25 protein-coding genes are annotated in these 22593 nt (G+C 67.3%); 11 read left to right on the top strand and 14 right to left on the bottom strand.

The genetic code is table 11. The annotated features are described in order from the left end of the window. The first annotated feature begins 334 nt into the window (after positions 1-334). From ACYQOP_RS22135 to ACYQOP_RS22120, 4 genes are all read left to right on the top strand, one after another. A complete protein-coding gene (locus ACYQOP_RS22135) occupies positions 335-1291 on the top strand; it encodes a helix-turn-helix transcriptional regulator (RefSeq protein ID WP_082470531.1) in 957 nt (318 codons plus the stop codon). Positions 1292-1532: 241 nt separating this feature from the next. Beyond that, positions 1533-2393 carry a serine O-acetyltransferase gene (gene cysE / locus ACYQOP_RS22130; protein ID WP_056429370.1) on the top strand — a complete coding sequence of 287 codons (861 nt, stop codon included), beginning with the start codon at positions 1533-1535 and terminating at the stop codon, positions 2391-2393. 135 nt (positions 2394-2528) lie between these two features. Further along, positions 2529-2741: a DUF3126 family protein gene (locus ACYQOP_RS22125; protein ID WP_027173107.1), complete on the top strand. Its 213-nt coding sequence runs from the start codon at positions 2529-2531 to the stop codon at positions 2739-2741. Positions 2742-2926: 185 nt separating this feature from the next. Then, complete coding sequence (locus tag ACYQOP_RS22120; RefSeq protein ID WP_207413933.1) at positions 2927-3253, top strand: DUF6949 family protein; 327 nt, start codon at positions 2927-2929, stop codon at positions 3251-3253. 97 nt (positions 3254-3350) lie between these two features. On the opposite strand, the gene ACYQOP_RS22115 is transcribed toward ACYQOP_RS22120, so the two are convergent. The 4 genes from ACYQOP_RS22115 to ACYQOP_RS22100 all read right to left on the bottom strand — a co-directional run bounded on the left by ACYQOP_RS22115 (position 3351) and on the right by ACYQOP_RS22100 (position 6622). Then, a complete protein-coding gene (locus tag ACYQOP_RS22115) occupies positions 3351-4073 on the bottom strand; it encodes a transglutaminase-like cysteine peptidase (RefSeq protein ID WP_461224149.1) in 723 nt (240 codons plus the stop codon). Between the two features lie 153 nt (positions 4074-4226). Beyond that, a complete protein-coding gene (locus ACYQOP_RS22110) occupies positions 4227-4853 on the bottom strand; it encodes a transglutaminase-like cysteine peptidase (RefSeq protein ID WP_461224147.1) in 627 nt (208 codons plus the stop codon). Between the two features lie 389 nt (positions 4854-5242). After that, positions 5243-5890 (bottom strand): PilZ domain-containing protein, encoded by a 648-nt coding sequence (locus ACYQOP_RS22105; protein ID WP_461224145.1) that lies wholly within the window; start codon positions 5888-5890, stop codon positions 5243-5245. Positions 5891-6004: 114 nt separating this feature from the next. Then, complete coding sequence (locus ACYQOP_RS22100) at positions 6005-6622, bottom strand: PAS domain-containing protein (RefSeq protein WP_461224143.1); 618 nt, start codon at positions 6620-6622, stop codon at positions 6005-6007. A 317-nt stretch (positions 6623-6939) separates the two neighbouring features. Here ACYQOP_RS22100 and ACYQOP_RS22095 point away from each other — a divergent pair, with 317 nt between their 5' ends. Both ACYQOP_RS22095 and ACYQOP_RS22090 read left to right on the top strand, forming a co-directional pair. After that, positions 6940-7764 carry a rhomboid family intramembrane serine protease gene (locus ACYQOP_RS22095; protein WP_461224141.1) on the top strand — a complete coding sequence of 275 codons (825 nt, stop codon included), beginning with the start codon at positions 6940-6942 and terminating at the stop codon, positions 7762-7764. A gap of 127 nt (positions 7765-7891) precedes the next feature. Beyond that, on the top strand, positions 7892-8323 hold the full coding sequence (locus ACYQOP_RS22090) for a CBS domain-containing protein (protein WP_026175981.1): 432 nt from the start codon (positions 7892-7894) through the stop codon (positions 8321-8323). 47 nt (positions 8324-8370) lie between these two features. Here the strand turns inward: ACYQOP_RS22090 and ACYQOP_RS22085 are convergent, their stop codons facing one another. The 3 genes from ACYQOP_RS22085 to folE are packed head-to-tail and all read right to left on the bottom strand — an operon-like array spanning position 8371 to position 10717. Beyond that, complete coding sequence (locus tag ACYQOP_RS22085; protein ID WP_461224139.1) at positions 8371-9435, bottom strand: patatin-like phospholipase family protein; 1065 nt, start codon at positions 9433-9435, stop codon at positions 8371-8373. Further along, on the bottom strand, positions 9432-9872 hold the full coding sequence (gene hisI / locus ACYQOP_RS22080; RefSeq protein ID WP_056429381.1) for a phosphoribosyl-AMP cyclohydrolase: 441 nt from the start codon (positions 9870-9872) through the stop codon (positions 9432-9434). Before hisI ends, ACYQOP_RS22085 begins: the two co-directional genes overlap by 4 nt. 17 nt (positions 9873-9889) lie before the next feature. After that, entirely contained in the window at positions 9890-10717 is an 828-nt protein-coding gene (gene folE, locus ACYQOP_RS22075) for a GTP cyclohydrolase I FolE (protein WP_419952816.1), read from the bottom strand. Between the two features lie 230 nt (positions 10718-10947). On the opposite strand from folE, the gene ACYQOP_RS22070 reads away from it, so the two are divergent. Further along, entirely contained in the window at positions 10948-11391 is a 444-nt protein-coding gene (locus tag ACYQOP_RS22070; protein WP_461224137.1) for an iron-sulfur cluster assembly scaffold protein, read from the top strand. Positions 11392-11395: 4 nt separating this feature from the next. Continuing rightward, the gene (gene yidD / locus ACYQOP_RS22065) at positions 11396-11752 is read left to right on the top strand and encodes a membrane protein insertion efficiency factor YidD (protein ID WP_056429386.1); all 357 of its coding nucleotides are present in this window, start codon (positions 11396-11398) and stop codon (positions 11750-11752) included. Here the strand turns inward: yidD and ACYQOP_RS22060 are convergent. Beyond that, positions 11726-12403, bottom strand: coding sequence for an ArsR/SmtB family transcription factor (locus tag ACYQOP_RS22060; protein ID WP_461224135.1), 678 nt, complete (start codon positions 12401-12403; stop codon positions 11726-11728). The two genes, yidD and ACYQOP_RS22060, sit on opposite strands and share 27 nt — an antisense overlap. Before the next feature lie 192 nt (positions 12404-12595). On the opposite strand from ACYQOP_RS22060, the gene ACYQOP_RS22055 reads away from it, so the two are divergent. Further along, positions 12596-12943, top strand: a complete 348-nt coding sequence (locus ACYQOP_RS22055; protein WP_461224133.1) for an antibiotic biosynthesis monooxygenase family protein — start codon at positions 12596-12598, stop codon at positions 12941-12943. A 31-nt stretch (positions 12944-12974) separates the two neighbouring features. After that, the gene (locus tag ACYQOP_RS22050) at positions 12975-13445 is read left to right on the top strand and encodes an OsmC family protein (protein ID WP_461224131.1); all 471 of its coding nucleotides are present in this window, start codon (positions 12975-12977) and stop codon (positions 13443-13445) included. Here the strand turns inward: ACYQOP_RS22050 and ACYQOP_RS22045 are convergent. Next, on the bottom strand, positions 13432-14793 hold the full coding sequence (locus tag ACYQOP_RS22045; protein ID WP_461224129.1) for a 2-hydroxycarboxylate transporter family protein: 1362 nt from the start codon (positions 14791-14793) through the stop codon (positions 13432-13434). The two genes, ACYQOP_RS22050 and ACYQOP_RS22045, sit on opposite strands and share 14 nt — an antisense overlap. A 356-nt stretch (positions 14794-15149) precedes the next feature. On the opposite strand from ACYQOP_RS22045, the gene thrS reads away from it, so the two are divergent. Beyond that, on the top strand, positions 15150-17177 hold the full coding sequence (gene thrS / locus ACYQOP_RS22040) for a threonine--tRNA ligase (RefSeq protein ID WP_461224127.1): 2028 nt from the start codon (positions 15150-15152) through the stop codon (positions 17175-17177). A 634-nt stretch (positions 17178-17811) separates the two neighbouring features. On the opposite strand, the gene ACYQOP_RS22035 is transcribed toward thrS, so the two are convergent. The 5 genes from ACYQOP_RS22035 to livM all read right to left on the bottom strand — a co-directional run bounded on the left by ACYQOP_RS22035 (position 17812) and on the right by livM (position 22593). Beyond that, complete coding sequence (locus ACYQOP_RS22035) at positions 17812-18939, bottom strand: branched-chain amino acid ABC transporter substrate-binding protein (protein WP_461224125.1); 1128 nt, start codon at positions 18937-18939, stop codon at positions 17812-17814. Between the two features lie 70 nt (positions 18940-19009). Next, on the bottom strand, positions 19010-19366 hold the full coding sequence (locus ACYQOP_RS22030) for a DUF6867 family protein (protein ID WP_056429399.1): 357 nt from the start codon (positions 19364-19366) through the stop codon (positions 19010-19012). 190 nt (positions 19367-19556) lie between these two features. Continuing rightward, the gene (locus tag ACYQOP_RS22025; protein ID WP_056429401.1) at positions 19557-20327 is read right to left on the bottom strand and encodes an ABC transporter ATP-binding protein; all 771 of its coding nucleotides are present in this window, start codon (positions 20325-20327) and stop codon (positions 19557-19559) included. Next, entirely contained in the window at positions 20324-21244 is a 921-nt protein-coding gene (locus ACYQOP_RS22020) for an ABC transporter ATP-binding protein (protein ID WP_405030621.1), read from the bottom strand. The genes ACYQOP_RS22025 and ACYQOP_RS22020 overlap by 4 nt, the downstream gene beginning before the upstream one ends. After that, positions 21241-22593: a high-affinity branched-chain amino acid ABC transporter permease LivM gene (livM, locus tag ACYQOP_RS22015; RefSeq protein WP_461224122.1), complete on the bottom strand. Its 1353-nt coding sequence runs from the start codon at positions 22591-22593 to the stop codon at positions 21241-21243. Before livM ends, ACYQOP_RS22020 begins: the two co-directional genes overlap by 4 nt.

Below are 22593 nucleotides of genomic sequence, written 5' to 3'. Positions count from 1 at the left end.
AAACCATTCAGAAACAAACATACGTGAATGTTCTCCTGTCATGCCGATTGCGGCGGGGACACGCATGTTTCGCTTGCGTATGCTCTCTTTCGACATCACATGGTGCAGTGCGGCATCGAGAGCGCATGAGGTTGCAAGATCAGGCTTCCAACACGGAGCTTGAAGTGCAAGTCTTGTACATCGGGCCCCAAACTGACGATTGTGAAGCCTCGTCACGAGCCTGATCTTGGTCGAACGACCATGGAATGAAGGATCGCGACCGGCGCTTGGGAGCCTGCTGCAATCGATCTCGCCGGCACGAATTCCGTGCCGAGCCAAGATCGCGTGGCGGGATATGGTGAGGCCATCAGCCTCCGGGACGGTCAGGTCCGGGACGCGAACACGGAAGACGGACGACGGCATGGCCGGCGCGGCTGAACAAGAATCGATTTTTCTGGCCGAACTCGGTCGGCGTGTGAGGCATGCACGGACAGTGCGCGGCCTTTCGCGGAAACTCCTCTCCCAGACCTCGGGTCTGTCGGAGCGCTACATCGCACAGCTCGAAAGCGGGCAGGGCAACGTGTCGATCATCCTGCTGCGTCGCGTGGCGGATGCAATGGGCGTGCGGCTCGACGACATGATCGCCGTGCAGGACACCCCGCCCGACTGGCACGTGATCCGCGACCTTCTCGGTTCGGCATCGGCGGAACAGATCACCCTGGCGAAGGGCATCCTGTCCGGCCACGCCATGTCCAACGGTGACACCCCGATGCCGCGGGTGGCCCTGGTCGGCCTGCGCGGAGCGGGCAAATCGACCCTCGGCCGCCGGGTGGCGGAACGCCTGGGCTGGACCTTCATCGAGCTCAACGCCGAGATCGAGCGTGAGAACGCGCTCTCGGTGAAGGAGATCTTCGCGATCTACGGCCAGGAAGGGTATCGCCGCCTCGAACAGGCTGCCTTGCGCCGGCTCACCGAACATCCCGGCCCGATGATCCTGGCCACCAGCGGCGGCATCGTCGCCGAGCCCCTGACTTACGACCTGCTTCTCCAGGCCTTCTTCACCGTCTGGCTCAGGGCGAAGCCCGAGGAGCACATGCAGCGCGTGCGCGACCAGGGCAAGCTCGCCACCACGGGCGACCATGCCTCCGCCATGCAGGAACTGCGTGCCGTGCTGCTCAGCCGCGAGCCGCTCTATGCCCGCGCTCCGGCGGTGGTGGATACGTCCGACGTTCCCCTGGAGGAGATGATCGACCGGCTCGCCGCCGTGATCGATGCGCGTTTCGGATCGGTCGATTTCCGGCGCAGCGCCTGACACGCTGAGTATCACCGAGAGGTGGTTCGGGAAGGTTAGCTCAGGAAGCCCCCTTGATACGGGGGCGGCCTTTCCCCACGCTATGGGACGTACCCCAAGGGGAACGGAGTGCTCCGTTCTCCCTTGACCCCGGGGAGAGTGTTCTCCCGTATCGGTTCCCGGCACGGCCGTCCGGCCCCTGACATGGCGATCCGGCCGCATAGGCCCCGCCCGCCATAGACCCCGCATCGCGGAGGAATCCATGTCCGCCAGCCCCTTCTCGAATCCCGCGATCGGGAACGAAGCCATCGCCGGCACCGTCGATCCGGTCTGGTCGCGCCTGCGCGGCGAGGCCGAAGCCGTGGTTCGCGAGGAACCTCAACTCGCCTCCTTCATCGTGGCGACGATCCTCAACCAGGCGACGCTCGAAGCCGCCGTGTCCCACCGGGTCGCCGCACGCCTCGGCCATCCGTCGCTTCCGGCCGAGCTCGTGGCGCATGGATTTCACGAGGCCATCGCCGCCGACCCGCGCATCGGCGACAGCTTCCGCGCCGATATCGGGGCCGTGCTGGACCGTGACCCTGCGGCGGGCCGCGCCATCGAACCCGTGCTGTACTTCAAGGGATTTCACGCCATCCAGGCGCACCGGCTGGCGCATTGGTACTGGACCAGCGGCCGGCGAGACCTGGCGCTCTACCTGCAGAGCCGCTCGTCCGAGGTCTTCCAGACCGACATCCATCCCGCCGCCCGCATCGGACGCGGCATCTTCCTCGACCATGCCACCGGCGTCGTCGTCGGCTCCACCGCCGTGATCGAGGACGACGTCTCGATCCTGCACGCCGTGACCCTGGGCGGCACCGGCAAGCAAGGCAGCGATCGCCACCCCAAGATCCGCCGCGGCGTCATGATCGGGGCAGGCGCCAAGATCCTGGGCAACATCGAAGTCGGCGAATATGCCCGCGTCGCGGCCGGTTCCGTTGTCCTGCGCCCGGTGCCGGCCCACACCACGGTGGTGGGCGTGCCCGCCCGCGTGGTCGGCACCGCCGGCTGCGCCGAGCCGGCGCGCGCCATGGACCAGTTCGTCAATATCGACCAGTTCATCCACATGGCCGAGGGCATCTGAACCGGCGGCCCGCGCGTGCCCGCAGCGACTTGCCCGTGGCGAAGCGGCGTGGCAAGCGGTGCCCATCCGGAGGGACTCGGTCGCTCGAAGCGAGCCCGGCCTCCACCGACCATCGACGAATCAAGAGGCGAACGCGTGAACAAGACCGACATCACGAAGGTCCAGGACTATATGCGCCGGACATTCGCCAACACGAATATCCGTCTCGTCGCCCGCCCCAAGAAGGACGATTCCGCCGAGGTCTATATCGGCGAGGAATTCCTCGGCGTGGTCTCCGTCGATGACGAGGACGGCGACCGCTCGTTCAACTTCGCCATGGCGATCCTCGACATCGATCTCGAAGACTAAAGCCGAAGCAGCCATAGAATCGCGCAAGCCGGTCGCGGACGTTCGCAAGCCACGACCAGCACAATGCCCGAATGCACGTAGTCCTCCCTGTGCGTCGGCTCATCCCGACGCCGGGACATCCTTAACAACTCGTAAACGCTCTGGCAGAGTGCGTGCTCAATCCGTCATCAACGGTCGAGCGCGCCATGGATATCAGCCCCTCCGCCATCGAATCGATAAAGACCCTGTGCGTCGGCCTCGCCCTGTCGGGCCTCCTCGCCAGCGCCTTCGAACTCGTCTCGGACCGTCGCGCGAGCTTCAGCCTGCTGGAACGCGGCGGCGTCGGAGCGGTGGCGGCCCTGCCGATCCTGGCCTTCGGCGCGCCCTTCATCATCCTGCGCAACACCGTACGAGGCCGGCGGATCGAGCGCCGCCCGATCCCCTTCGTCATGATCGCCACCATCGTCGCCTGCGGCTGGAGCCTGCTCTCGGGCCGGGTCGCGCTCGATCTCGCCCATTTCATCACCGGCTGAACAGGGCGAGCCGCAGCGGCGGCCGGATGACGGTGCGGGACATCGCATCGCCTGGCGCCATGGCACGTCCGGCGCGGACGGATCGGCACCGCCCCTCTCAGCGGTTGGCGGTAGCCACCGGCGAGGCGACGCCGTTGAGCGAGACCCAGGCCATGCCGTCCTGGCCCTCGCGCTTGACGTAGGTGTAGCCGGTGCGCGGCGCGGACAGGATCGCGGTGGTCTTGTTGTCGAGGATGAGATCGCCCTTGTCGGTGCGGACCATCAGGACGGCATGGCCTTCACCGATATCGTCGATGACCACGGTCATCCGCAGAGCGCGACGGGGGAGCCCCCGCTCCACCAGCATACGACGCTTCAGAAGCTGAAAATCCTCGCAATCGCCGAAGCCGTCATCGGGAAAGTCCCAGCGGTCGACGACGCCCCAATGGGCCATGTCGGTGATCGGATGGATGCGCGCGTTGACGCGACGGTTGACGCTGGTGAGCGTGCGCCAGATCGCTGGATTGAGGGCGATGACCGCAGGCTGCGACGTGTCGACGATGCATTCGGCGGGGTATTTGGCGCAGAACCCGTTCCAGGCCGCCACCGGGCGGGCGCCGCCACTCTCGTTCACGGCTGGCGCATCGGGCAGGGCGGCGACCGGGCGCGCTTGCGTCGCGGCCTCACCGAGGAGCAGGATGGAGCCGACCAGGGACAGCTTGGCCGCACGTCCAATGCGTCGCCAAGAAAGCCCGCAAGTAACCCCGCAAGTAACTCCGTATGAGAGCCCACTTGCCGAGTAGCTTCCGCCGTCGACGCCTCGCAGAACCGCGTGCCGCATTCCGGTCGCCCTGCCATTCGTTGCCGAAGGCAAGAAACTGGCACGGCCAGGGCCAGGGCTCAATCCAAAAGTTAAACTCGAATTAACTTCCCACATCGCCATGGGTTCCATGGCAGAGACGTGATGTTTTCGTGCAACCCGAGAGAATCCGGTTCAGCGGTTCGCAGTGGTCACCGGAGACGTGACACCGCCTAGCGAAACCCAGGCCACTGAATCCTGGCTCTCGCGCTTGATGAAGACGTAACCGGTCCGATACCAGGGCACGATCTCGCTGGTCTTGTTGTCGAGGATGAACTCGCCCCGGTCGGTGAGGAGCGTCAGCACGGCATGCCCTTCGCCCTTCTCGTCGATGACCACGGTCATCCGCATGGCGCGGCGGGAGAGACCCGCATCGGCGAGACGCTTGCGCTTGACCAGCTGGAAATCCTCGCAATCTCCCATTCCGTCCTCAGCGAGGTCCCAGCGGTCGGCTTCCCCCCAATGCTCCGTGTCGGTGACGGCACGCAGACCGGTATTCACCCGACGATTGACCGAGACGATCAGGCTCCAGGTGGCGGGGGTGAGGGCGATACGGGGCGGCTCATTCGCGTCGATGGCGCACTCGGCCGGGTAACGCTGGCAGAACGAGACCCAGCCGACGATGGGGCGGGCGACACCGAGAACATCGGCGGAGGGGGAGGGCGAGGGCAGGGCGGCCATGGTCTGGGCCTGCGACGCGCCGGCGCCGAACAGCGCCAATGCCGCGAGCATCCCCAGCAAGAATGATTTCGTCCGTGCCATCGCGACCACCTCGTCCAACGAGGAACACGATGCCGCCACGCTTCCTGAGCCGCGCTGAAGCGGATACGCGCAATTTTATCGATTCGGCCCCGGGACGGAGCTCCTGCGGGTCAGAGCCAATCACCCGCTGAATCGAGGACTCGCATTCGCGCGATGACGATCAGGAAGTCGTAACCATGGCGAGGCGGGATCGACCGACGACGATTGCGGCCCCGCTCTCGCCGGACGCCGTGGCTGTCGGGACGGAGGGGGGAGACAGGCCGAAACGGCCAGCCGGCGCGGGACGCATTGGGGAGGTCCTGTCGCGACGACGCCGACCTTCGGGCGAGCGCCATGCCGGCAGGACCCGCAGACGGAGCGCTCTCAACCGGAGAGGCGGGACGACGCTCTCAGAGCGTCAGGCCTTCATGAAAAAGGTCGGGCGAGATCGGCAGCATGAAGCCCACGCCGATGCCGCCCTCGAAATAGCGCACCACGCGCCCCGGTGTCCGCCCGACCATGACGCTCATGCCAACGGGCGGCTGGGCCTGGGTCGAGAGGGCGACGCCGGACAGGGAGACGTCGATGATGCGGGCCGCGACCTCGCGCCCGTTCTCGAGCTTCAGGAGCACGCCTGTCTCCTGTGGCGTGAGACGTTCGTGGTTGCGGCCTTCGGGCAGGCCGAGCGCCTCACGGTTGGAGATCCAGGTGAGTTGCGACGCGATCTTGTCGCGCTTGCGCTGGGTCGCGCTCAGGCGGACGGCCATGCCCCCGCTGGGAAACCGGGAGATGGTCCCTTCGATCCGCCCGATACGCTCGAGATACAGCACGACGCGCTCGTCGAGTTCGCCCAGGACCGCGCAGGTCAGGCGCACGCCGCCCGGAGACATGTCGACCGTCTGGCAAGGATATTCACGCCGGTCGGCAAGCATGTAGCGGCCGAGGAGGGAGACTTGGACGCGCTGATGCCGACGCAGATCCGACGGCCGCAACAGGCGGACCGGCTTGGTTTCAGCGGGCGCGAACTTCGTTTCAGCGGGCGCGAAAGCCTCGATCATCGCGAAATCCGCACTCGGGTTCGATCGTCGTCAGCACAATCCTACAGGTCGGCTCGTTACGAAAATCTTTGCCGAAGACAGATCAGTCTCTCGATCGGTCCATTAAAGTACCGATCAGGCCCGTCCGCCGGGATGCACCATGAGATGTCCGCGCCGCACCGGAACGCTGTCATTGGCCGGTTCGGGCAGGTTCCTGAGGCTGGAGGCGGCATCGTTCCTGGCGAGATCGATGACGTCGTAGGTCGGGTCGAGGACGCGGAGGGAGATGGCTTCGAGCCGCGTCACGGGCCGAAGCCCCAGCCATTGCGGAACGACTTTCGGGCTCAGCGCCCCGAACATGCGGACCTGGGTCTGCCCACGGTGGCGCAGGGGGAGAAGCAGGAGTTCGAGGTCGATCTGTTCGTCCCTCTGGGTCATCCCGCGCAGCCCCGCGACGATCCCCACCGTATCGACCGCCACCGTCTCCACGAGGCGCCAGGGATCGGCCTGTCCCGCACCCCAGATGTCGCCGAAGGCGCTGCCGCGCAATTCGCGCCCGAACAGGGCGCAGACGCGGGTCCCCGCGAGCCGGACCGTCGCGGCCGAGCGCGCCATGTCGAGTTCGAGGATGAGGCTCTCGGAGAGGAGGTTGCGGATCTCGCCGGGCTCGATCTCGCTCCTCTCGGGCGCGGCCCGCGTACCACGAAGCCGGTCCCAGTAATGATAGAGCATACGGCTGGTCGGATGCTTCATGGCGTCCCGTCGTGGCACGGTCCCGCTGGGACCTGTTCGAAATCGGCCCGATCCATCCGGCGCTGGACACAGCTGCCGGTTCGGTTAACAAGCCTGCCGCACACTCTATGCCCGTCCAAGGCGGTACGCTCGCTTAAGCTCTGATTAGGGTTAACGCGGCGGGGGAAACGCTGCCGCCCGGCACCCATCGCGGCGATGTCCTGCGTCGTCGGACCGTTCGGGTCGTGGAGGGCTGCGCCCGAATCGCGCATCGCTCGCCTGAATTTGCATGGGCCGGGGGCTTGCGGCGGCGGCATCCGCGCCGACATGGTGGCGCCATGGATGCCATGCCCGATCTGCCGCGCCAAAGCCGCGTCCCCGTCTTCAACATGCCCGGCGCGGTGACGGCCTCGATCGCCCTCCTGCTCGGCCTCCATGCCCTGCGGGAATTCGTCCTCCCGGACGAATGGGACATCACGCTTCTCCTGAATCTGGCCCTGATCCCGGGCCGCTGGCTCGCCTCGGTGGACCCGGACCGGGCCGCGGAGATCCTGTCGGCCGCCTCCTCGGCAATAGGCGATACGGATGTAGTCCAGGCCCGCGCGGCCTTCGCGCAATACGTCGTAGCCAATCCCTCCGCGAGCCTCTGGACCTTCGCCACCTATGCGTTGCTGCACGGCTCGTGGACGCATGTCATTTTCAACGTGGTCTGGCTCGCCGCCTTCGGCTCCCCCGTGGCGCGGCGATGCGGCCCCTGGCGCTATGGCCTCCTCGGCCTCATCGGCGCGGTGGCGGGAGGCGTTCTCCACGTGGCGATCGACCCATTGAGCACGGCGCCGCTGATCGGCGCCTCGGCCGCTGTCTCGGCGCTGATGGCCGCCGCCGCGCGCTTCGTGTTCCAGCCGCCGCCGTCCTTCCATGCCAGCCAGCCCTGGCAACACGCCGCCCAGCCGCCGCTCCAGACCATCCCCGAGCTCCTGCGCAACCGCACGGCGGTGATGTTCCTCGGCATCTGGCTCGTCACCAACTTCGTCTTCGGGATCATCTCGCTGCCGCTGGGCGCGGAATCCTCGACCGTGGCATGGGACGCCCATCTGGGCGGGTTCCTGGCAGGATTTTTCCTCTTTCCGATGTTTGACCGCTTAGGAGGCGCAAAAGCGTAATTTTTCCGCATGTTTTGGCATCGGAAGGCCGGTCCCGTGGGTTGTCACATCAGATATGACATCACACAATTCCGTGATGCGCCGGGATCAACCCGGCCCGCGTAACAGCCTATGGGAGATCATGGTCATGACCGTCGCACGCATCCTTTCCGAGAAGGGCGGCTCAGTCGTCACTGTGGAGCCGAACCGGACCCTGGACGACGCCATCCATCTCCTCGCCGAGAAGCGGATCGGCGCCATCGTGGTGAGCAATGACGAGGGCGCTGTCCTCGGCATCCTGTCCGAGCGGGACATCATCCGGGCCCTGTCCCGCCAGGGAGCGGGGGCGTTCGATGCTCCGATCTCGCAGCACATGACGGCGTCGGTGACCACCTGCACCCGGTCGAGCACCGTCGAGGAGGTCATGCAGCTGATGACCGATGGGCGCTTCCGCCACGTGCCGGTGGTCGAGGACGGGCGGCTCGCCGGCCTCGTCTCCATCGGTGACGTGGTCAAGCGCCGGATCGCCGCCGTGGAGGCGGAGCATCAGGCCATGCGCGACTACATCACCATGGCCTGACACCGCGTCGGGGATCCCTCACGCGGAGCGGAGGGGCTCCGTCAGGGTCAGACCCGCTCGGCCGCCAGGGTGACGAGTTCCCTGATGCGCGGCAGGGCGGCCTTGGCCGCTTCCCGCCCGAGGAGGATCGCTTCTTCGGCGCGGTGGAACTCGAACAAGCCCATCTCCGCGAGGCGCGGGGACAGCATGAGATCCGGCGGGTCGCGCTGCAGCCTCGCCCGCGAGATCCGGTCCTGGGTGATGTTGAACGCGTCGAACATCACGCGCCCCATGCCGGGAGGGCCGGGCTCGCGGGGCGGGGCAGGGCGTGGCGCCGGCCCGCGCCGACCGGTGCCGCGCATACGGTTCAGCAGGTTCCATCCCCGGCGCGACGTGGTGAGGGGCAGGGCCGGCGAGGCGGCACCGTCGCCGTCAGGCCCGATCACCAGACCGGGCTCGGCCCGCGGATCGCCGTTGAGGTTCACGCAGATCACCAGTTCGGCCCCGAGCCCGCGCGCGAGCTTGACCGGAACCGGATTCACCAGCGTTCCGTCCATCATGAGGCGCCCGTCGAGGCGCACCGGGGGAAACAGGCCGGGGAGGGCGTAAGAGGCCCGGATCGCCTCCACCAGGGAGCCACGGGTCAGCCAGACCTCGTCGCCCGAGCCGAGATCCGTCGCGACGCTGGCGAAGCGGATCGGCAGGTTCTCCACCCGCCGCGTGCCGAGATCGCCTTCGAGGCGGCGCTTCAACCGCTCGCCGGCGATGAGGCCCGAACCCAAACGCAGGTCTAGGAGCCCCATGACCCGCCGCCTCGTCAGCGATAGGGCGAAATCCTTGAGGAGATCGAGCTTGCCGGCGGCGTAGCAGCCCCCCACGACGGCACCGATGGAGCAGCCCGCCACCATGTCGGGGTGGATGCCGGCCTCTTCCAGCACCTCGATGACGCCGATATGCGCCCAGCCCCGCGCGGAACCTCCGCCCAGAGCCAGACCGATTCGCGGTCCCGACGGCTTCGGTTCGGCCACGGGCTCGACACTGCCACGTGGAAAGACCGGCTTCTGCGACAGGGTGGACAGCATGCCCTGGCGGTAGAGGGCGACCCCGCGAAAGGACAGCCCATCCCAGGTCACGGCCCGGCGGGTCCGAGCAGGGCCTCGCCGGATACCGGATCGAGGGAGACGGCGCGGTAGAAGCAGGAGCGTCGACCGGTATGGCAACATCCGCCATCGCCCCCGACCACCACCGAGATCAGGAGCGCGTCCTGGTCGCAATCGACCCGCATCTCGACGATGCGCTGGACCTGCCCGCTCGTGGCGCCCTTGTGCCAGAGCTCGCTCCGCGAGCGCGACCAGTACCAGGCCTCGCCGGTCTCGAGGGTGAGCCGCAGGGATTCGGCGTTCATATGGGCGAGCATCAGGACCCGGCCGTCATGGGCATCGACGGCGATGCAGGCGACGAGACCGTTCGCGTCGAAGCGCGGGGTCAGCGTTGCGCCTTCCTCCACATCCTTGCGCGAACCGGGCGGGGAGAACCCACCGGGCGCGGCGGTAGCTTGGCTCACCGTCATCGCGTGGAATGCCCGCGTCAGTTCTTGTTGTTGCGGACGAGGGTCAGGAACCGGACCTGCTCGTTGGCATCGTCCTTGAACACGCCGCGAAACTGCGTGGTCAGGGTGGAGACGCCGGCCTTCTGCACGCCGCGCATGGCCATGCAGAGATGCTCGGCCTCCACCATCACGGCGATGCCGCGCGGCTTGAGGATGCTCTCGATCACGTCGGCGATCTGGGCCGTCATGGTCTCCTGCGTCTGCAGGCGGCGGGCGAAGGTGTCGACCACGCGGGCGAGCTTCGACAGGCCGACCACGCCCTTGGTCGGGTAATAGGCGATATGGGCGAGGCCCATGAACGGCACCATGTGGTGCTCGCAATGGGAGTAGAACGGGATGTCGCGCACGAGCACGATGTCGGAATAGCCCTCCACCTCCTCGAACACGCGCTCGAGCAGGGCGTCGGCATCCTGCTCGTAGCCGCCGAAGAGCTGGCCATAGGCCTTCGCCACACGGGCGGGCGTATCCTTGAGGCCTTCGCGATTCGGGTCGTCGCCGGCCCAGCGCAGCAGGGTGCGCACGGCGGCCTCGGCCTCTTCCCGGCTCGGACGGCCGGTGGCCACGGCATCGGGCACGCGCTTGGCCGAAGCGGGCAGGGGAGCGACCTCGGCGGGGGCCTCGACGGGGCGGGAATTGTCGTTGCGCATGCCGTTCAGGGTGGCCGGCGCAGCCGTGGCAATCGGGTCCATTCCCTGATGATCCGTGTCGGTCAGGCGATAGGAGAGGGATTTGAGCGCGGCATCCATGGCATCTCCCGCACGGGCGACACGTGCGTTCATCGTCGAACTATCTGGTTTTGCGTACATCGTCGAACCATCTCGGTCGCGTTTTCAGCCGCGTTGCCGCAGGCCGGCGCCCGAACGTTAAGGTCTCCTTGGCCGTGGGCGCGACCCTGGTCGACGAACCGCCTCCTCGCGAAACGGTACGCTGGCGCCTATATCGTCGTTATCGCGCCGCCGCGCAATGCGGGGAATGCGGATCAGACCATCGTGATCGCAAGCCGGCTGTCTGTCGGCGCCCCGACGGGACCTCCCATATGCTCGACGACATCTACAATCGCCGCATTCTCGAACTCGCCGCCGACATCCCGCGTCTCGGCCGGCTCCACGCTCCGGATGCCAGCGCCACCGCCCATTCCAAGCTCTGCGGCTCCACCGTCACCGTCGATCTCTCGGTGAAGGACGGCACGGTGACGGACTTCGCCCATGACGTGAAGGCCTGCGCCCTGGGCCAGGCCTCGTCCTCTTTGATGGCCCGACACGTGGTCGGCGCCAAGGCGGACGAGCTTCGGGAGGTGCGCGATACGGTGCGCCGCATGCTCAAGGAGAACGGGCCGGCACCGCAGGGCGAGTGGGCCGACCTCGCCGTTCTGGAGCCGGTGCGGGATTTCAAGGCGCGTCATGCCTCGACCCTCCTCACCTTCGACGCCGTGGTGAATGCCCTCGATCAGGTCGCCGCCAAGGCCCAGGCCGCCGAATAGAGCCATGGTCCGGCGCGCGGCCCATTGGGCGATCCGGGGCTACCAGCTCACCCTGTCGGGCCTGATCGGCCGGCAATGCCGGCACTGGCCGTCCTGTTCGGACTACACCGACGAGGCGATCCGCCGGCACGGAATCTGGCCGGGCGGCTGGATCGGGTTTTCGCGCATCTGCCGCTGCGGCCCGTTCGGCACTCACGGGATCGACCTCGTGCCGGACGTCCTGCCTCCGCGCTCGGCCTGGTACGCCCCCTGGACCTATGGGCGCTGGCGCGGGGTGAACGCCCCGCCTTCGCCGTTTGCGTGCGAGGCGGTGGAGGAGACGGATCGAGGCGTTTCAGGCGGGAGGACCGAAGGCGGCTGACAGGGCGCGCGCGCCGTCCGTCGTGAAGGCGATCACGCGGCCGTCCGCGCGGGAGGCCCAAGCCCGGTCGAGAACATGGTGCAGCAGAGCCGCGCCGAGCGCGCCGCCGAGATGGTTCCGGCGTTCGCTCCAATCGAGACAATAGCGGCAGACGGGCCTGCGTTCCCGCTCCAGCGACGCGACGTCGAGTCCCCGATCCGTCAGGCCGGCACGGCCGGAGGCGGTGAGATTCGTCTCCGCCTCGTCGATCCACCCCCGCGCGATGAGGCCCTGCAGGAGCAGGACGCCGCGCTCGCCGGCCAGATGGTCGTAGCAGATACGGGCCTCGCGCAGGGCCGCGTCGCGCGGGCCTGTTCGGGTGCGGACCGCCCCGGTGCGCTGGGCCAAGCCCATCAGGTGCTCCAGGACGACGGCGACGTCCGACCCGGACAAGCGATAATACCGATGCCGTCCCTGCCGCTCGACGGTGAGAAGGGCCGCCGCTTCGAGCTTGGAGAGATGCCCGCTCGCCGTCGGCAGGGCGATGCCGGCCACCGCGGAAAGTTCGCTCACCGTGAGGGCGCGCCCGTCCATCAGCGCCGTGAGCATGTTGGCGCGGGCGGGGTCGCCGAGAAGCGCGGCGACGGCGGCGATGACGGGGCCATCCTGCATCGTTCGATCTTAACCGAAGCATCGTTGGCGGGCCATCGCCTATGATCCTGCCTCGGCCAAGGCAGGAGACGAGGCTTTCATGATCGCATGTGTCCTTCGAGAGGGGAGCGAGAAGTCGCGGACGGAGGCCGTCGAACCATCTATGCGCGCCTGGAACAGGGTGCCCCCGCACCGCGTGACCGGAGAGCCGGCATGATCGCGGTCATCTTCGAGGTCTGGCCGGCACCGGATCGCGCCGACCGCTATCTCGATCTCGCCGCCTCCCTCAAGGAAGAGCTTGCCGAAATCGACGGATTCCTGTCGGTGGAACGTTTCCGCAGCCTCACCGAGCCTGACAAAGTCCTGTCGCTGTCGTTCTTCCGGGACGAGGCGGCGGTACGCGCCTGGCGTGAACGCCCGCATCATCGGGCGACCCAGGCGGAAGGACGTGGCGGAGTGTTTCGCGATTATCGTCTGCGGATCGCCCATGTCCTGCGCGACTACGGCATGATCGAACGGGACGAGGCGCCGGCCGACAGCAATGCGGCCCACGGCGCATGACGCGCGCCGTCGACAACCGGAGAAACCGATCATGTCGACCCATATCGCGGATGTCGCCTGGGCCCTGAAGCCCGGGGAGGATTTCGCCGCCGGGCGCTACGGCCGGGGGCACACGGTCGAGTTCGATGGCGGCGTGACGCTCGCCGGCACCGCATCGGAGCACGTGGTCGGGAAATGGGCCGCTCGCGAGGCCGTCGACCCGGAGGAGATGCTGGTCGCGGCACTGTCGAGCTGCCACATGCTGACCTTCCTCCACCTCGCGCGCCTCGCCGGATTCGGCGTGACCGCCTATCGGGACCATGCCGAGGGCGTGCTGGAGGAGACGAAGCCCGGACGTCGCGCGGTGACGCGGGTCACGCTCCGCCCGGAGATCGACTGGGCCGGGGCCACGCCGGATGCCGACCAACTCGCGGCGCTCCACGAGGCCGCGCATGAGGAGTGCTTCATCGCGAATTCGGTAAGGACGGAGGTCGTCGTGGCCGCTCCCCTCAGCCCCCGCTGACCCACCGCATCACCACCAGCGTCCCCGTCACCGTCAGCGCACCGCCGATGCGGGTGGCGATCTGGGCGAAGGGCATCAGCGCCATGCGGTTGGCGGCGGTGAGGATCGCCACGTCCCCGGTGCCGCCCTGGCCGCTATGGCAGGCATTCACGATGGCGGTCTCGATCGGGTACATGCCGAGGCGGCGCCCCACCAGGAATCCGGTGCCCATCAGCGTCACCACCGTCGAGACGATGGTGACGAGGTTCGCCAGCGTGAACGCCGCCACCAGCTTGTCCCAGGGGGTCATCGACACGCCGATGGCGAAGAGCAGCGGATAGGTCATGCTGATCTGGACGAACTTGTAGGCGACGAAGCCGCCGGCCTGGAGGCGCGGGGAGACGGCGCTGGCAAGCTTGGCGAGCACCGCGAGGAACAGCATCGCCACGGGGGCGGGGAGCCCGGTGAGGTGGTGCGTCATCACGCCGAGGAGGTAGAGTGTCACGGCGGTGAGGGCGGCCGCGCCCACCGTCGCCGCGTCCACGGGCGCGTCCTCGACCTTGGCGGCGGTGACGTCGTTGTCCCGGTCCGGTTGCAGGCGGCCCTCGCCGGTGAGATGCGGCATCCGCTTGCCCACGGCATTGAGGGTTCCGGCCAGCACGATCGCCGTCAGGCTGCCGAGCATGACGGGGGGCAGAACCTGAGCGAACACGTCGCCCTGGCCCTGGCCGAGGATGGCGGCGTAGCCGATGGAGAGCGGGATCGCCCCCTCGCCGACGCCGCCGGCCATGATCGGGACGACCAGGAAAAAGAACGTGTGATAGGCGCCGAGGCCGAGCAGGGTGCCGACCAGCGTGCCCACGCAGGCCGCCGCAACGGAGCCGGCCGCCAGGGGCACGAAGATCTTCAGGAAGCCCTTGATCAGCACCTCCCGGTCCATGCCCAGGATGCTGCCGACGATGATCGTGGCGATATACAGGTAGAGGAAGTTGGTGAACTTGGTGAAATCCGCGATCGCCTTCACCAGCGACGTCGGGATCAGCATGTAATAGACCAGGGCCGAGGGGATGAAGGTCGCGAAGATGGCGCCCGCCCCGATGGTCTTGAGGACCGGCAGCCGCTTGCCGATCTCGGCGCAGGTGAAACCGCCGAGCGCCAGCACCGCGATCATCGTCGGCGCATCGGGCTTGATCTCGCCCTCAGAGGTCAGGACCGCCAGCAGGATCGCCAGGATGAGATAGACCGGCAGGGGAATGATGCCGATCTTGATGTCGACGAGCCGCCACCAGCCCTCCGGCCAGAACCGGCGCGCGGGCATCTCCGCCGCCGGGACGGGCTCGGCGGCAGCGGCGGAAGCTGGGTTCGCCATCGATACTCTCCCATCGGCCGGTCGCCTTTCGGGCCGGCCTGATTGATCGGAGCTTCTACGGCGTACCGGCACGAGCGTGACCCGCCACCGGCCCGCCGCGGCTCCCTGGTGCGTGCATGGGCGGATCGGGCCGGAAGCTTGTCAATCGCAGCTCGTATCAACCGATCCGGATCGTCTCGGAAGTTCGTTCACGTCCGCGAGAGCCCGGAAAAGGCCGGCCAAGGCCACGCGCGGATTTCTTCCTCCTGCGAAACGGTCTAAACCGCGCCGCACGCGCTGACGCCGCGCGCCACCTCAAACCCAAAACCGCTTACCTGCCTCGTTCGCAGGAGTGAGCCCCCGGAGACTCGTTCGCGATGCCCATTCTGACATTCCCCGACGGCAATACCCGCAGCTACGACGCCGCGGTGACCGGCCGTACCGTCGTGGAGGGCATCGCCAAGAGCCTCGCCAAGCGCACCGTGGCGATGGCCCTCGACGGGCGGGTCCGCGATCTAGACGACCTGATCGATGCGGATGTGCGCATCGAATTCCTCGACCGCGCCGACCCGCGCAGCCTGGAACTGATCCGGCATGATTGCGCCCACGTCCTCGCGGAGGCCGTGCAATCCCTGTGGCCGGAGACCCAGGTCACCATCGGCCCGGTGATCGAGAACGGGTTCTACTACGACTTCGCCCGCGACCAGCCGTTCACCCCCGAGGACTTCCCCAAGATCGAGGCGAAGATGCGCGAGCTCATCGCCCGCGACGCCCCCTTCACCAAGGAGGTGTGGAAGCGCGACGACGTGCGGGCGCTGTTCGAGTCGAAAGCCGAACAATACAAGGTCGAGCTCGTCGACGCGATCCCGCCCGGCGAAGACCTGAACATCTACCGCCAGGGCGAGTGGTTCGATCTGTGCCGCGGCCCGCACATGACCTCGACGGGCAAGGTCGGCACCGCCTTCAAGCTGATGAAGGTGGCGGGCGCCTATTGGCGCGGCGATTCCAACAACCCGATGCTGACCCGCATCTACGGCACCGCCTGGGCCACGAAGGAAGACCTCGACGCCTATCTCCACCGGCTGGAGGAGGCCGAGCGCCGCGACCATCGCCGCCTCGGCCGCGAGATGGACTTGTTCCACTTCCAGGAGGAGGGGCCGGGCGTCGTGTTCTGGCACGCCAAGGGCTGGACCATCTTCCAGGAGCTCATCGCCTATATGCGTCGCCGCCTGAAGGGCGATTACGCCGAGGTGAACGCGCCGCAGATCCTCGACAAGTCGCTCTGGGAGACCTCGGGCCACTGGGACTGGTACCGCGAGAACATGTTCGCCGCGCAAAGCGCCGGCGACGAGGCCGAGGACAAGCGCTGGTTCGCGCTGAAACCGATGAACTGCCCCGGCCATGTGATGATCTTCAAGCACGGCCTGAAATCCTACCGCGACCTGCCCCTGCGCATGGCCGAGTTCGGCATCGTCCACCGCTACGAGGCCTCGGGCGCCATGCACGGGCTGATGCGCGTGCGCGGCTTCACCCAGGACGACGCCCACGTCTTCTGTACCGAGGACCAGCTCGCCGACGAATGCCTCAAGATCAACGACCTGATCCTGTCGACCTATAGCGATTTCGGCTTCGGCGACATCGTGGTGAAGCTCTCGACCCGGCCCGAGAAGCGGGTCGGTTCGGATGCCCTCTGGGACCATGCCGAGGAGGTGATGACCCGCGTCCTGGCGCAGATCGAGGAGCAGTCGGGCGGCCGGATCAAGACCGAGATCAACCCGGGCGAGGGCGCCTTCTACGGGCCGAAATTCGAATACGTGCTCCGCGACGCCATCGGCCGCGACTGGCAATGCGGCACGACCCAGGTGGATTTCAACCTGCCGGAGCGCTTCGGGGCGTTCTACGTCGATGGCGACAGCCAGAAGAAGGCTCCGGTCATGGTGCACCGGGCGATCTGCGGCTCGCTGGAGCGCTTCACCGGCATCCTGATCGAGCATTTCGCCGGCCATTTCCCGCTCTGGCTCGCGCCGGTTCAGGTGGTGGTGGCGACGATCACCCAGGAGGCGGACGGTTACGCCCGCGAGGTCGTGGCGGCGCTGAACCGCGCCGGGCTCCGGGTCGAGTCGGACCTGCGCAACGAGAAGATCAACTACAAGGTCCGCGAGCATTCGCTGGCCAAGGTGCCGGTCATGCTCGTGGTCGGCCGCAAGGAGGGCGAGGAGCGCACCGTCTCGATCCGCCGGCTGGGCAGCCAGCAGACCCGCACCGCCGCCCTCGACACGGCTCTCGCCGACCTCCTCGCGGAAGCGACCTCACCGGACATCCGCCGGGCGCAGGCCGTGGACGAGAGCGTGCCCAGCGCGGACGTGGCACTCGACGGCCAGCACGGGGAAAGCCCGACGCCTTGAGGCAGTCTCGGTGAGCATCGCCTTTCCCCGCAAGTCTACGGCATTCACACATCGCGCGGGTAGCGCGGGTCCCCTCTCCTGAAAGGAGAGGGACAGGGTGAGGTGTGCGACTTCTCCGGAGGTGGACCACACCTCACCTCAGCCCTCTCCTTCCAGGCAGGGCGATCGCATATGCCGATTTACTCGTCGAGAAATTGAAACGCAGCACCCCGTCATCCCGGGGCCGCGCAGCGGAGCCCGGGATCCAGAAACACAGGCGGTGCAGGACTTTGCACCGTCGGCGGATCTGGATTCCGGGCTCGCCTCTGGCGACCCGGAATGACGGCGTGGTACCATATGCGATGGCCCTGCCTTCCAGGAAAGGGAGCCCGTCGCGCTTCATGTCGAACCCGCTTGGATCGAGCGAACAGCGTTCGAGCAGATCTATGAATCCGGTAGCCCCGCATGCGGGGAGAGGGAAGCGACGAGCACGTCGTCGGCGCGGCGAGGCGGAAGCCGACGGTGAGGGGGCGCGTCCGGAGAAGCAAATCCGGAAATACCCCCTCACCCTCGCCCTGACGGGCTCACGCCGCCTCCCGACGAGGGGAGGACGACGTCCTCTCCCCGCCCGGCGGGGAGAGGGGTAGGCGTCGTTCTACGGGACCTCGTTGCCGGCGTAGTTGATGGAGCCGTCGGCGCCCTTCTTCCACATGTACATGACGTAGTCGGGCCGGGTGATGTCGCCCTTCTTGTCGTAGGAGATGTCGCCGATCACGGTGTCGAACGGCTTGCCCTGGTGCAGATGTGCGGCGAGCTTCTGCCCATCCGTCGATTTCGTCGCCTCCATCGCCTGTTTCAGGATCTGAACGGCGGCGTAGGAATAGAGCGTGTAGCCTTCCGGCTCGAACTTGATCGCCTTGAAGGAATCGATGGTGGCCTTGGCCTTGGGGTTCTTGCGGGCGTCGGGCGAGAAGGTCATGAAGGTGCCTTCGGAGCCGGGGCCGCCGACCTGCGCGAACTCACGGTCGGCGAGAGCATCTCCACCCATGAGGGGAGCCTGGAGACCCTGGTCGCGCATCTGGCGGATCAGCAGCCCGGCCTCGGTGTAGTAGCCGCCGAAGTAGATCACATCGACATTGGCCTGTTTGAGCTTCGAGACGAGGGCGGAAAAATCCTTCTCGCCGGGCGTGAGGCTCTCGGAGATCGCAGCGGACCCTCCCTTGGCCTTCAGTGCTTTCAACGTCTCTTCGGCCAGCCCCTTACCGTAGGTGCTCTTGTCGTGGATGAAGGCGACCTTCTTGCCCTTGAACTTGTCGGCGAGATACGCCGCCGCTACCGCGCCCTGCTGGTCGTCACGGCCACAGGTGCGAAACGTGTTCCAGTTGCCGCGTTCGGTGAACTTGATCGCCGTGGAGGCGGGGGTGATCTGGATGATGCCGGCCTCGATCAGCGCTTCGGAGACAGGAATCGAGACGCTGGAATTGAAGTCGCCGACCACCATCTTCACGCCCTCGCCGGCGAATTTATTGGCGACCGACACGCCCTGCTTCGGGTCGGAGGCGTCGTCACCGACCGAGACGACGAGTTTCTCGCCGTTGACGCCGCCGGCCTTGTTGATGTCCTCGACCGCCTGAACCGCGCCGTTCCGGATCTGCGCGCCGAACGCGGCGCTCGGCCCCGTGATCGGCGCGATGACGCCGATCTTGATCTCGGCCTGCGCGGTGCCCGCCAGCATCAGCGCGCCCAGCGCCACGCTCATCGCCATCAGCTTTTTCATGGTCATTTCCCCTCGATCAGCGCGGCGGATCCAACCGTCTCCGCATGGCGCATGGTTGCATGAAGATGGTGCGGATTCACGCCCCTTGCCGGTCCCGCCAGGTCAGCGGGCCGGTGCGCTCGTAGAGCCAGCGATACTGGGTGGTCATCTGCCGGGTGCGGGTGACCCGGTAGCCGAGCGCGCCGATGGCGAGGATCACCACCGCGTCGAGGGCGTAGCCGGCCGGCGAGAGCAGCGTGCCCGAGAACAGGGCATAATGCAGGAAGCGCGAGACCGCCGCGATGGCGAGCCCCGCCAGCACGCACTGCCAGAACGGACGCCATCCCCGGGCGAAGCTGCTGCCCGCCATCCAGGCCGCGCCCCCGCCCATCGCCAGCGTAACGAGGAGGAAGATGCCGAGATTGGGCGTGTCGAGGGACAGGGTCTCGGTCATGATGTCTTGCCTGGCGATGCCATCCGAAGCGTGACGCGCTTTCCCTCCCCCCTCAGCGGGGGAGGGTGGCCCGCGAAGCGGGTCGGGAGAGGAGAGCGCCGGCTCCGGAGAGGGCGCCCCCTCTCCCGCCTGCTCCGCAGGCACCCTCTCCCGCAGGGGGGAGAGGGTGAGGGCGTCATTGCCGACCCGCTCAATGCTGGCCCCCTTCGAGATAGGCGGCCTTCACCTGCGGGTTGTCGAGGAGCTCGCGGCCCGTGCCGCTCATCGTTACCGCGCCCGTCACCATGACGTAGCCGCGATGGGCCAGCTTGAGGGCGTGATAGGCGTTCTGCTCGACGATGAAGACGGTGAGACCCTCGCGCTCGTTGAGGTCGCGCACGGCCGAGAAGATCTGCTTGACGATGAGCGGGGCGAGGCCGAGCGACGGCTCGTCGAGCATGAGCAGGCGCGGGCGGCTCATCAGGGCGCGGGCGATGGCGAGCATCTGCTGTTCGCCGCCGGACATGGTGCCGCCGCGCTGGTCGAGCCGCTCCTTCAGGCGCGGGAACAGGACGCACATGCGCTCCAAATCCTCGGCGAAGTAGCGCCCGCCATGCAGGGCCGCGCCCATCTGCAGGTTCTCGCGCACGCTCATGCGGGAGAAGATGCGCCGCCCCTCCGGCGACTGGGCGATGTTGAGGCGCGCGATCTCGTGGGTCGCCATGCGGGTGATGTCGCGGCCCGCATAGGTGATGCTGCCGGTCCGCGCCTGCGGCTGGCCGAAGATCGTCATCATCAGGGTCGACTTGCCGGCCCCGTTGGCGCCGATCAGGGCGACGATCTCGCCCTCTTTGACGTGCAGATCGACGCCTTTCAGGGCCTGGATGCTGCCGTAATAGGCAGAGACGCCACGCACATCGAGGAGCGGCGCCTGAAGCGCGCGGGTCTCCTCCACGAGGACGTTAATGCCAGCGACACTCATGCTTGCGTTCCCGTCAGGCCGACCTCGGCCTCCACCGCCGCCACCTCCTCATCGTCGACGCCCAGATAGGCGGCGATGACGCGGGTATCGGTGCGGATGTCGTCGGGCGTGCCGTCGGCGATCTTGATGCCGTAATCGAGCACGACGATCCGGTCGGAGATCTGCATCACCACCGACATGTCGTGTTCGATGAGGAGGACGGAGGTGTCGTACTCGTCCCGGATCAGTCGCAGCAGGGTGTTGAGCTCCGAGGATTCGCGCGGGTTGAGGCCGGCGGCGGGCTCGTCGAGGCAGAGCAGCACCGGATCGGTGCACATGGCCCTGGCGATTTCGAGCCGGCGCTGATCGCCGTAGGGCAGGTCGCCGGCGGCATCGTCGGCCCGCGCCGTGAGGCCGATTCGGTCGAGCCAGGCGGCGGCCTTCTCGATTCCCGCCTTCTCGGCGCTGCGATAGGCCGGCAGGCCGAGAATACCGAGGATCGAGAAGCCCGAGGCGCGCATCAGCGGCTTGTGCATGGCCACCAGCAGGTTCTCCAGCACGGTCATGCGCGGGAACAGGCGGATGTTCTGGAAGGTGCGGGCGACGCGGGCGAGCCGGTTCACGTCATGGCCGGGCAGCCGCTCGAGAAGGTAGGTCTCGCCGCCCTTCTGCACCAGGCGGATCATGCCCTCGCTCGGCTTGTAGAAGCCAGTGATGCAGTTGAAGACCGTGGTCTTGCCCGCGCCGTTGGGACCGATCAGGGCCGTGATGTCGCCGCGCCCGACCTTGAACGAGAGGTCGTTGACGGCGGTGAGGCCACCGAACCGCATGGTCAGGTGGTCGACGATCAGCACCGGATCGGCGGGGCCGCCGGGAATGGCGGCGGGGGGCTCGTCCTGCAACGTCGCGAGCCGGTTGATGCCTGTAGCAAGGGTCATCGGCCGCGCTCCGCGATGGTAACGGAGGGCGTTCGCTCGGAGATGAGACCGCGCGGGCGGAACACCATCATCGCCACCATGGCGAGGCCGAACAGCAGTAGGCGGTACTCGTTGGGGTCGAACCCCTCGCCGAACACGGCCTTGAGGAATCCGAGATTGCGCAGGAGTTCGGGGCCGCCGATCATGACGATGGCGGCGATGGCGACGCCGATCTGGCTGCCCATACCGCCGAGCACGACGATGGCCAGGATGATGGCACTCTCCAGGAAGTTGAAGCTCTCCGGCGAAACGAAGGCCTGCCGCACGGCGAAGAACGATCCGGCGAAGCCCGCAAACATCGCCCCGAGAGCGAAGGCGGTGAGCTTGGTGATGGTGGTGTCGATGCCGAGCGAGCGGCAGGCGATCTCGTCCTCGCGCAGCGCCTCCCAGGCCCGCCCGAGGGGCAGGCGCCGCATGCGCAGGGTCACGAGGTTGGTGACGAGCGCCAGGACCAGGATCAGGTAATACAGGAAGACCAGCCTGTGCATGGCGTTGAAGCTGAGCCCGAACGTGGCGGCGAAGCCGTTCTCTCCCGCCGAGAAGGGCAGGCCGAAGAAGCTGACGCGCGGGATCGAGGAAATGCCGGCCGCGCCCCCCGAGAAGTCGGTCCAGTTGATGAGGACGAGGCGGATGATCTCGCCGAAGGCCAGGGTCACGATGGCGAGGTAATCGCCCCGGAGCCTGAGGACGGGAAAGCCCAGCAGCACGCCGAAGGCGGCGGCGAACAGGCCGGCCAGGGGCAGGCAGATCCAGAAGGACAGGCCGAACACTGTGGAAAGCAGGGCGTAGGAATAGGCCCCCACCGCGTAGAAGGCGACGTAGCCGAGGTCGAGCAGGCCGGCGAGGCCGACCACGATGTTGAGCCCCCATCCGAGCATGACATAGGTCAGGATCAGGATGCCGAGATCGATCCAGTAGCGGCCCTCGCCGAGGGACCCTGTGAGGAGGGTGGCGAGGAGCGGCAGGGTGAGGGCGATCACGAGGGTGATCGGCGCGAGGATCGCGGCGAGGCGGCTCGCCCCTTCCACCACCGGCGCACGGGCGGCCCGCCGCCGCGCCCGCCCGGTGAGGTAGAGCTGCTGCACGAGGCGCAGCACGAAGATGGCGGCGCAGAGGGCGAGCACGGTGCCCCAGCGGGTGGTGATGACGAGGCCGATACCTTGGCCGAGATCGGTGCGGTAGCTGACGATGGGCACGCACAGGCCCAGCGTCACCAGGGCGAACAGCCCCGCATCCTTGATCAGGCCGGGCAGGGGAGACGCCTCGGCGCGGGCGGTCGCGGCGATGGGGGTGGTCGAACCGGTTGCCAC

The sequence above is a fragment of the Methylobacterium sp. CM6247 genome (genome assembly GCF_054817925.1).
Note: the sequence above shows the minus strand (reverse complement) of the source record. Positions and strands in the feature narration are given on the sequence as shown.